Origin of the sequence: Streptomyces sp. Ru72 (genome assembly GCF_002920635.1) — a bacterium.
In the GTDB taxonomy this organism is placed as follows: Bacteria; Actinomycetota; Actinomycetes; order Streptomycetales; family Streptomycetaceae; genus Streptomyces.
This window is the reverse complement of record NZ_PQSR01000179.1, coordinates 1-8,480: the sequence shown is the minus strand read 5'-3', so window position 1 is coordinate 8,480 and position 8,480 is coordinate 1. Positions and strand designations below refer to the sequence as shown.

At 71.6% G+C, this 8,480-nt stretch carries 8 protein-coding genes and 3 pseudogenes; 8 read left to right on the top strand and 3 right to left on the bottom strand.

Features of this window, described 5'->3' with window-relative positions; translation table 11 throughout:
• The 3 genes and pseudogenes from C3488_RS38445 to C3488_RS38435 form a co-directional block, all read left to right on the top strand.
• Positions 1 to 239 (top strand): annotated as a pseudogene (locus C3488_RS38445) (glycosyltransferase); the annotation flags it as partial.
• A gap of 116 nt (positions 240 to 355) precedes the next feature.
• The gene (locus C3488_RS38440; protein WP_258053907.1) at positions 356 to 1,099 is read left to right on the top strand and encodes a class I SAM-dependent methyltransferase; all 744 of its coding nucleotides are present in this window, start codon (positions 356 to 358) and stop codon (positions 1,097 to 1,099) included.
• Positions 1,096 to 2,583: a glycosyltransferase 87 family protein gene (locus tag C3488_RS38435; RefSeq protein ID WP_103845470.1), complete on the top strand. Its 1,488-nt coding sequence runs from the start codon at positions 1,096 to 1,098 to the stop codon at positions 2,581 to 2,583. The genes C3488_RS38440 and C3488_RS38435 overlap by 4 nt, the downstream gene beginning before the upstream one ends.
• A 47-nt stretch (positions 2,584 to 2,630) precedes the next feature.
• Here C3488_RS38435 and C3488_RS38430 read toward each other — a convergent pair whose 3' ends face one another.
• Together C3488_RS38430 and C3488_RS38425 are read right to left on the bottom strand one after the other, a co-directional pair.
• Positions 2,631 to 3,059, bottom strand: a complete 429-nt coding sequence (locus tag C3488_RS38430) for an ATP-binding protein (protein ID WP_103845469.1) — start codon at positions 3,057 to 3,059, stop codon at positions 2,631 to 2,633.
• 240 nt (positions 3,060 to 3,299) lie between these two features.
• On the bottom strand, positions 3,300 to 4,271 hold the full coding sequence (locus C3488_RS38425; protein WP_103845468.1) for a YafY family protein: 972 nt from the start codon (positions 4,269 to 4,271) through the stop codon (positions 3,300 to 3,302).
• Between the two features lie 109 nt (positions 4,272 to 4,380).
• On the opposite strand from C3488_RS38425, the gene C3488_RS38420 reads away from it, so the two are divergent.
• The gene (locus C3488_RS38420) at positions 4,381 to 5,883 is read left to right on the top strand and encodes a carboxylesterase/lipase family protein (RefSeq protein ID WP_103845467.1); all 1,503 of its coding nucleotides are present in this window, start codon (positions 4,381 to 4,383) and stop codon (positions 5,881 to 5,883) included.
• 351 nt (positions 5,884 to 6,234) lie between these two features.
• The gene (locus C3488_RS38415; protein WP_258053906.1) at positions 6,235 to 6,786 is read left to right on the top strand and encodes a DinB family protein; all 552 of its coding nucleotides are present in this window, start codon (positions 6,235 to 6,237) and stop codon (positions 6,784 to 6,786) included.
• A 103-nt stretch (positions 6,787 to 6,889) separates the two neighbouring features.
• On the opposite strand, the pseudogene C3488_RS38410 reads toward C3488_RS38415, so the two are convergent.
• Positions 6,890 to 7,120 (bottom strand): annotated as a pseudogene (locus C3488_RS38410) (VOC family virulence protein); the annotation flags it as partial.
• Between the two features lie 251 nt (positions 7,121 to 7,371).
• Here C3488_RS38410 and C3488_RS38405 point away from each other — a divergent pair.
• The 3 genes and pseudogenes from C3488_RS38405 to C3488_RS38395 all read left to right on the top strand — a co-directional run.
• Positions 7,372 to 7,743, top strand: a complete 372-nt coding sequence (locus C3488_RS38405) for a VOC family protein (RefSeq protein ID WP_103845466.1) — start codon at positions 7,372 to 7,374, stop codon at positions 7,741 to 7,743.
• A 155-nt stretch (positions 7,744 to 7,898) separates the two neighbouring features.
• Positions 7,899 to 8,273, top strand: a complete 375-nt coding sequence (locus C3488_RS38400; RefSeq protein ID WP_181139367.1) for a VOC family protein — start codon at positions 7,899 to 7,901, stop codon at positions 8,271 to 8,273.
• Between the two features lie 95 nt (positions 8,274 to 8,368).
• Positions 8,369 to 8,473 (top strand): annotated as a pseudogene (locus C3488_RS38395) (N-acetyltransferase); the annotation flags it as partial.
• Between the last annotated feature and the right edge of the window lie 7 nt (positions 8,474 to 8,480).

Genomic DNA, 8,480 nt, shown 5'->3' with positions numbered 1-8,480 from the left:
CCCTGGGCTTCGCCGATCCGACCCGCGCCGGCGCCCTCGTCCGGGGCGTCCCGATGTCCACCGACCGTACCGGGGCCGTCCAGCGCCGCAGGCTCACCGAGGCGGGCCTGACGGTCGGTGAGCTCCCGATGCTGCGCGATGTGGACACCGCCGCCGACGCGGCCTCGGCGGCCGCCTGCTGCCCGCCCGGATCCCGGTTCGCCGCCACCCTGGCCTCGCTCGCGGAGACCGTCCGGTGAGCGGCACCTCCCACGGAACGCGTACTGCCGCCACAGGAGGGACGGAACTGGTGCAGCGAAGCGCACCGGAAGAGAACGTCCTGCACGTCACGCTGCCCTCCCAGCCCCAAGCCCCCTTGCGGCGCACCGGTCGGCGGGCGTCCGTCGAGCCGGGGGAGCCCTGGACGGACGACCCCTACGGCCGTGCCCTGGGCGTCGGGCGCGGGCCGCTGTATCTGCGCCGCATGACACCGCCCACCGAGGGGGTGGCCGAACTGCTGCCTCTGGACGTGGAGCGCTTCTGCGCCGCCCCCGACGCCGCCGACACAGGCGTGCTGCACCGTTGCACCGGACCCGTCCTCGACGTCGGCTGCGGGCCGGGACGTCTGGTGGCCGCCCTGGCCGCCCGGGGCATTCCGGTGCTCGGAGTGGACGTCAGTCCGGCCGCCGTCGCCCGGACCCGCTACCGAGGCGGAACGGCCCTGCAGCGGTCCGTCTTCGACCGGCTGCCGAGAGAGGGCCGCTGGGGGACGGCCTTGTTGATGGACGGCAACGTCGGCATCGGCGGCGACCCGGCGGCGCTGCTCGCCCGCCTCCGCCAACTGCTCCGCCCCGGCGGGCGCCTGCTGGCCGAAGTCGCCCCCCAAGACGTGGACGAACGTCTCACCGTCCGTGTCGAGGACGGCCACGGCCGACACGGTCGCCCGTTTCCCTGGGCCCGCCTCGGCGCCACCGCCCTGCTGCACGCCGCCGACGCGACCGCGTGGATTCTCACGAGCCGGTGGACAACCGGCAACCGCACCTTCCTGGAACTCCATCGCCCGAATCCGCGGCATGATGCCCCACGCGGGATGTCCCATGAGGGGTCGGAGCGCCGATGACCGACACCGCCGCTCGACACCGGCACGATCCCGGGCTCTCCGTTGCGCCCTCACCCTCGCCTCCCACCGCACGCGCGACCTCGCAAAGGACCCGGGTCCGCATCGCTGCGAACGCGATCCTGCTCGCCGCCCTCACCGCAATCGTCGTCAACACCCTCCGTGCAGGCGACAACCACAGCGCCCCCGGCCGCCTGCTCGGCGGATATGCCGTCGCCTGGGCCCTGTTCGCGGCGGCCGTATGGACCCTCCGCACGGTCCCGGCCCGCGCCGCGACCGTGCTCGTCCTGACAGGTTCGGCCGCACTCGCCCTGGCCGGGCTCACCACGCAGCCGCGTACCAGCGACGACATGTACCGCTATGCCTGGGACGGTCGTGTCCAGGCAGCCGGTGTCTCGCCGTATGCCTACCCGCCCGTCGCACCTGAACTCGCCCGCCTGCGCGACCACTGGCTCTTCCCCACACAAGAAGCCTGCAAGGGATGGGGGCTCACCCACACGAGCAGTGGGCTCTGTGTGCGCATCAACCGGCCCACCGTCCCCACCATCTACCCGCCCGTCGCCGAGGGCTGGTACCTCGCCGTCCACACGCTGTCCCCGCCGGACAGCCGCCACAAGCCGCTGCAGGCGTCAGGCGCCCTCCTGGCCTTCGGTACGACCATCGCCCTGCTGCGAGTTCTACGCCGCCGCGCCGGCCGGCAGCGGGCCCCGGCCCTGGCCGCGCTGTGGGCCTGGTGTCCGGCTGTAGCCCTGGAAGCCGTCAACAACGCCCACATCGACACCCTGGGCGTTCTCTTCGTCGTGCTCGCGCTCGGCACCGCCACAACCGGAGTCCGCCGTGGCACGTTGCTCGGCGCGGCGATCGCCGTCAAACTCCTCCCCGTCCTCGCCCTGCCAGGCGCCTTGTCCGGGCAGCGGAGCCCCACCCGGGTCCTGCGCGTCGTCGCGGCCGCCGTCGCGGCCATCGGCCTCGCCTACCTGCCCTACGTCATGGCCTCCGGAGCGGGTGTCCTGGGCTACCTGCCCGGCTACCTCCACGAGGAGGGCTACGAGCCTGGTGACGTACGCCGCTTCGCCCTGCTGCGACTGCTGCTGCCGGACGCCGCCGCCGGCGTGACCGCGGTCGCGTTGCTCACGCTGATCGCGCTGTACACATGGTGGCGTGGGGACCCCGCCCGCCCCTGGCGCGGTGCGCTGCTGCTCACCGGCACCGCCCTGCTCCTCTTCTCCCCGAGCTACCCCTGGTACTCGCTGCTCGTGATCGCTCTCGTGGCCATGGACGGCCGCTGGGAGTGGCTGACGGTGACCCTCGCCGGCACCGTCCTCTATCTCGCCGGCCGACTCCTACCCGGTTTCCCCCTCCAGGGATGGGCGTATGGCACCGCGGCAGTCGTGATCGCCGCCGGCGCGTGCCTGCGCTCCGGCCGGGTGCGCCGAATCATGCAGCACCCTGCGCGCAGCGGGCGGTTCGGCGGCGAGCGGATATGACGGTGCCACCGGCCGACGACACGGTGGACCTCAGGCCCCCGGGCCGGTCAGGAGCCGTCCGGCTCCCGGGCGGGCACCGGCGGGCGGAAGCAGGCATGGACGATCTTGCCATCGGGGCAGGGCCGTGCCTGCCATTCGTCGGCGAGGGCGTCCACCAGCAGCATGCCCCGCCCGCCGAGTTGCTGGGTGCTCGGTGGGCGAGGGGTGGGCAGGTCGGTGGAGTTGTCGTGCACGGCGACGTGGAGACAGCGCGTGTCCCAGGTCAGCATCAGCTGTGCCGAGCTGTGCGCGTGCCGGTGCGCGTTGGTCACCAGTTCCGAGACGGTCAGGAGTACGTCGTCCACCGTCTGCGGTGCGCTGTCCGTCCAGCCCAGCGACTCCAGATGTGCGCGCGCCCAGTCCCGGGCAGTCTTCACCTCGCTGTTCAACGGCAGGGAGCGTGCCCACCCCACCGCCTTCACCGACGAACCGCTCACGGCGTTCCTCCCTGTGGTCGATGTGCCGCATCCGAGTACCCGTTCGGCACGCCTTGACGCAGGCCGGCCATGGGCATGGCGTGGGCTCTGGAGCTCGCCCGGGCTGCGGGTGGGGAGGTGCTCCTCGTGGCGGCATGAGCGGAAGGGGCGAGTGCGAGGCCCGCTCCGAGTGCCGTGGTTGCCGCTGCTTCGCGCTGACTGTGCACCTGCGTGGCGGCGCCCCATCCGATGTGCGCTTGCTCAAGCGTCCTGCACCCGGTACAGGGCGGCCAACTCAGCCGCGACGGCGGCCAGTTCCGCGCGGGCCGCGGGTGGATGGAGGACTTCGGCCGAGGCGCCCATGGACAGCAGGCCCCGGAGTTCGGCCGGCTCGCGGAACCGGAGTTCGGCATGGGCCCAGTCGGCGTCCTCCGGCTCGGGCGGGGCGACGAGACGGCTCGCGAACAGGCGCTGGAAGACCTCCATGTGCGCGCGGCGGACCCGGCAGCGAACCCGGATGTCGTCCGGCAGGCTTTCGAAGCGGCTGCGCAGCAAAGACCACACGGTGATCAGGTGCTGTCCGGGGCGGCGGCGGACGGGTTCGTCGGTGACCTCGGCGGACTGGACGCGGTCGGCGCGGAACAGCCGCGCTTCCCCGTCCCGGTCGGCGACCAGGTACCAGACGCCGGCCTTGCTGACCAGACCGTAAGGGTCGACGACGTAGCTGCGCGGCTCGCGTGCGTCGCTGCTGCGGTAGGTCAGCCGCAGTCGCCGATCGGCGAAGACGGCGTGCTGAAGATCGGCGAGGTCGGTGTCGGAGGCAGTCTCGGTGCCGTGCATCCAGCGGGCAGGGTCGACGAGGATGCGCTGGCTGGTGCGTTCGGCGTCGTCGCGGTGCGGGGCGGGCAGCGCGGCCATGACCTTGCGCAGTGCGGAGCGCATGGCCTCACCCAGGCCGAGCGCGTCGTGGGTGCCCTCGGTGGCGAGCACGAACAGGGCCCGGGCCTCGTCGTGGGTCAGGCCGGTGACATCGGTGCGGTAGCCGGGCAGCAGGCGCACGCCGCCGTTGCGGCCGCGTTCCGTCCACACCGGCACGCCGGCGGCGGACAGCGCCTCGACGTCCCGGTAGACGGTGCGGACGGAGACCTCCAGGTGCTCGGCGAGTTCCACGTGGGTGACCCGCTCACGGGTCTGCAGGAGCAGCAGGATGGACAACAGACGGTCGGCTCTCACGGCGACGAGAATAAATCCTGCCGCAAGGTGTCACGATTCCGATGGAACGCTGTCCGCAGTCACAGCCGGTCGAAAGACCGCACCACTGCACGAGAAAACGGACTGCACCATGACGGACACGCTCTTGGCCGACACCACCGGGGGAACCGTTCGCGGGCGCGCGCTGGCCGACGGAGCCGGCCTCTTCGCCGGAGTCCCCTTCGCCGCTCCTCCGGTGGGCGAACTGCGTTTCCGCCCGCCGCAACCGCCCGAGCCATGGCGCGGTGTCCGCGAGGCCGGCCGGTTCGCACCCGCTCCTGTTCAGGCGGGCCAGAAGTCGACCTTCCCGACCTTCCCCACGGCGGAGATCCAGGAGACCTCCGAGGACTGCCTGTACCTGAACGTGTGGACGCAGACCGGTCCCGGACCGCACCCGGTCATCGTGTGGATCTACGGCGGTGGCTTCGAGGCCGGCTCGGCCGCACCGCCGTACAGCGACGGGGCCGCTCTCGCCCGACAGACCGGCGCTGTGGTCGTCACCGCCAACTACCGTCTGGGAGCCCTCGGCTTCCTGCACCTGGCGGACCTCGGCAACCAGTGGGCCGGGTCCGCCAACCTCGGCCTGCAGGACCAGATCGCCGCCCTGCGCTGGGTCAGGGACAACATCGCCGCCTTCGGTGGTGACCCCCGCAACATCACCGTGGCAGGGCAGTCGGCCGGGGCCTTCTCCGTCGGCGCGCTGCTGGCCGCCCCCGCGGCGGCCGGCCTGTTCCACAAGGCGATCCTGCACAGCGGCAGCACGTCCCGACTCTTCGACCGGGCCACCGCGACCGGCATGGCCGAGGAGCTGATCGCCGCCCTCCACCTCGACGATGTGGAGGGCCTGCTCACGGTGCCGGTGGAGCGGATCCTGGACACGCAGGGCCGTGTCGTCAACGCGGACATCGGCCGGCGCAACCTGCCCGGCGGCCGCTCCTGGGGCGCCGTGCTGGACGGGTACGTCCTGACCACAGCGCCGCAGCAGGCCGTCACAGAAGGCGCCGCCGCCGCGATCCCGCTGCTCATCGGCGCCACCCGCGACGAGGTACGCGTCTTCCAGGTGATCGGCGGCGATTCCTTCCAGCAGGCTGACGCCTCCACCCTGCACACCGAGATGCGCCGGATCGGCGCCGTGGACCCCGCGGGGCTCCTCGAGGCCTACCGCGGCCGCACCGGCGAGTCCGACCTGGCGGCCCTGCGCACCGCCTTCCTCAGCGACGCCGTCTTCCGGGTGCCGGCCACCCGCTTGGCCCGGGCGCAGGTCACCGCCGGCGGGCGCGCCTACCACTACCTGCTGCTCGACGAGCCGTGCGGCCCGGCCATGGGCGCCTTCCACGGTGCCGACCTGCTGTACATCTTCGACAAGCTACCCCTCGTCGGCGCCGACACCTCTGAACACCTCGCCGTACGCGACACACTCGTCGGCGCGTTGGCTTCCTTCGTCGCCACAGGGGACCCGGGCTGGCCGGTGTACGACGCGGGTACGGAGGGCAACTCCCGGGCCATCGGCGGCTCCCCGGCGTCCGGGGACCGGATGATCACCGAACCCCCGTCGGACGACGTCACCTCGCTTTGGCCCACCAGAACCGCCTGACAGGCGCAGATCCCTGGTGGGCGGAAACAGGGTCGCTCGCCCGATGGGCCGCCGAGCAGCCGATACCGCCGCAGTACCGGATCCGGCTCGCCGCCCCGTCCCATCCCCGGCCGGCATGGGGATCCCGAGCACCGTGAAACCCTGACGGGCGTTCACGGCTCCCCTAGGATGCCGCGGACGGCCGTCGTGACGACCTCACGCAGGGCCGGGATCTGGACGGCGGATGCCTCGCCGGCCGGCGCACAGCAGGCGGTCGGCGCCGGCCTGACGCGGATGGCGACGGCCTCAAGGCGCAGTACGCGACCGTGGCGGTCACGGCCGCGCGAACCAGCACGGACCGAGAGGCGGACATTGAGCGGCCCCACCAGAAGAGGCGACCTGTTCGGCGGCCCGGACGGCGCTCGCCGGTTCACCGGTCCGACGACCGGCGACGAACGGCGCATGCTCGTCGACGTACTGCACGCCCAGCGCGCCACGCTGCAGCTGAAGTGCTCGGACCTGGGCCCCGAGTTGTCCCTGCGGTCCGTGAAGCCGTCCACACTCTCGCTGCTCGGCCTGGTCCGGCACCTCGCCGATGTGGAACGCCGCTGGTTCCGGCAGGTCCTCGCCGGGCAGGATGCGCCGGCCCTGTTCTCCTCGGCTGACGACCCCGACGGGGACTTCGACGGTGCCACGGACGACCCCGGGGTCGTCGCAGCCGCGTGGGAGGCGTGGCGCACCGAGGTGGCCTTCGCCGAACAGTTCGTCACCGACGCCCCCGACCTCGACGTCGAGGGCGACGACTCCTGGCGCGGAACGGTGTCGCTGCGCTGGGTCCTCATCCACATGATCGAGGAGTACGCCCGCCACAACGGCCACGCCGACCTGCTCCGCGAGCGCATCGACGGCGCGATCGGCGTGTGAGGCCGGTACCGTCCCGTCCTGGCAGCTGACGCCGGGCGCATTCCGTGAACCGGCCTCACCGGGCCGTCCCGCCGGTGCGAGGGGCCGGTCGCAGGGGGAGTTCTCAGGCGTCCTGCGGATACCAGCGTAGTTCCACGGTGTTGCCGTCCGGGTCCTGCACATAGAGGGAGACCGCGTTGCCCCGGGCTCCGAAACGTTCGCCGGGACCGTCTAGTACCGTGAAGACGCCGGAATCGATGACCTGCTGCCAGTCGAGCGGCTCGACCACCAAGCAGATGTGGTCGACGTTGGAGCCCTCCGGCCGCTCGGCGGGTGCCTCGACGAGGTCGATGATTCACCCCGTCACCCGCCGCCTCCGCATTCCTCTCGCTGCTGGGCGTGTGCTTGCCGTCCCCGGCCGCCTGACTGCGTTGTCGGTGTTCGGCGGGTCGTCAAATCAGCCCGCCCGCAGGCTGATCGACTCCCTCCCGATGCCCCGGGGCCCCAGGTCGGGTGGGACAGGCCGGCGGTCGGCGTCCCGCTCGACCACAGGCAGCTGCCTCTAGGGTGTTCATCACGGAAGTGACCGATCGGCCCGGAGACGCCATGCCCCTCCAGATGAAGTTGGTTGCGATAACACTCGATTGCCCTGATCCGCTGGCGCTGGCGGCGTTCTATCAGCAGGCCACCGGCCTTGAACCGCACCCGAAGTCGGACGCCGACTTCGCGGGTCTCAACGGTGAGTACGGACTCCTCATCGGTTTTCAGCGGGTTGACGACTACCGGGCTCCCAGCTGGCCCGACCCCATCGTTCCCCAGCAGCTTCACATCTGCTTCAAGGTCGAGCAGGACCTGGACGAAGCCGAAGCCCGGCTGCTGGAGCTGGGTGCGGGCAAGCCGGATCACCAGCCTCATGGGGACAGGGCGCGGGTCCTCACCGATCCGGCTGGGCATCCCTTCTGCATCACCACGCGTTGATGGCCGGGGTCACGAGGGTTCGATCTGTCTGATCGGGACCTCGATGGGTGGTGCTCTCGGATGCAAGAGGCCAAGCATGCCCGCCGCCGTGGCGGGTACGACCCCTCCTGTACGGGGGCGTCGCGGAAGCGGCCGAAGAGCGAGGGGTGTCGGAAGTGATTCGAAAGCTGCAGGCGGTCGCGTTGGACTGCGCCGATCCGGTACGGCTCGCGGAGTTCTACGCGGATCTGCTCGGTGGCCGGGTGGTCGCGGACCCGGAGGAACCCGACTGGGTCGAGGTGCACGGGTTCGAGGGGATACCGCTGGCCTGCCAGCGCGTGGACGGCTACCGACCGCCCGAATGGCCGGGCCAGGAGCGCCCGCAGCAGCTCCACCTGGACTTCGATGTGGACGATCTCGACGGAGAGGAGGAGCGGGCGCTCGCCCTCGGTGCGACCGTACTGGAGCGGACGGACCAGCTCCGCCCGGGGACCAACTGGCGGATCTACGCGGACCCGGCCGGCCATCCGTTCTGCCTGTGCCTCCACTGACTTCCCTCAGGCCCACCTTCCTGCCGCACTGAGTCGGCCTGCTATTCGTTTGCCGCAGGCGAGCCCGGTCGGACAGGAGCTTGCACGCTGAAGGGCAAGAAGGTCTGCTGCGCTCCTCGGCCTGGGTGATGGGCGAGTTCATGGACGAGGTGCTGCTCGGTCTCCTCGTCCGGGACTGGAAGCCGGACTCGAACGGCTAAGAGGCCC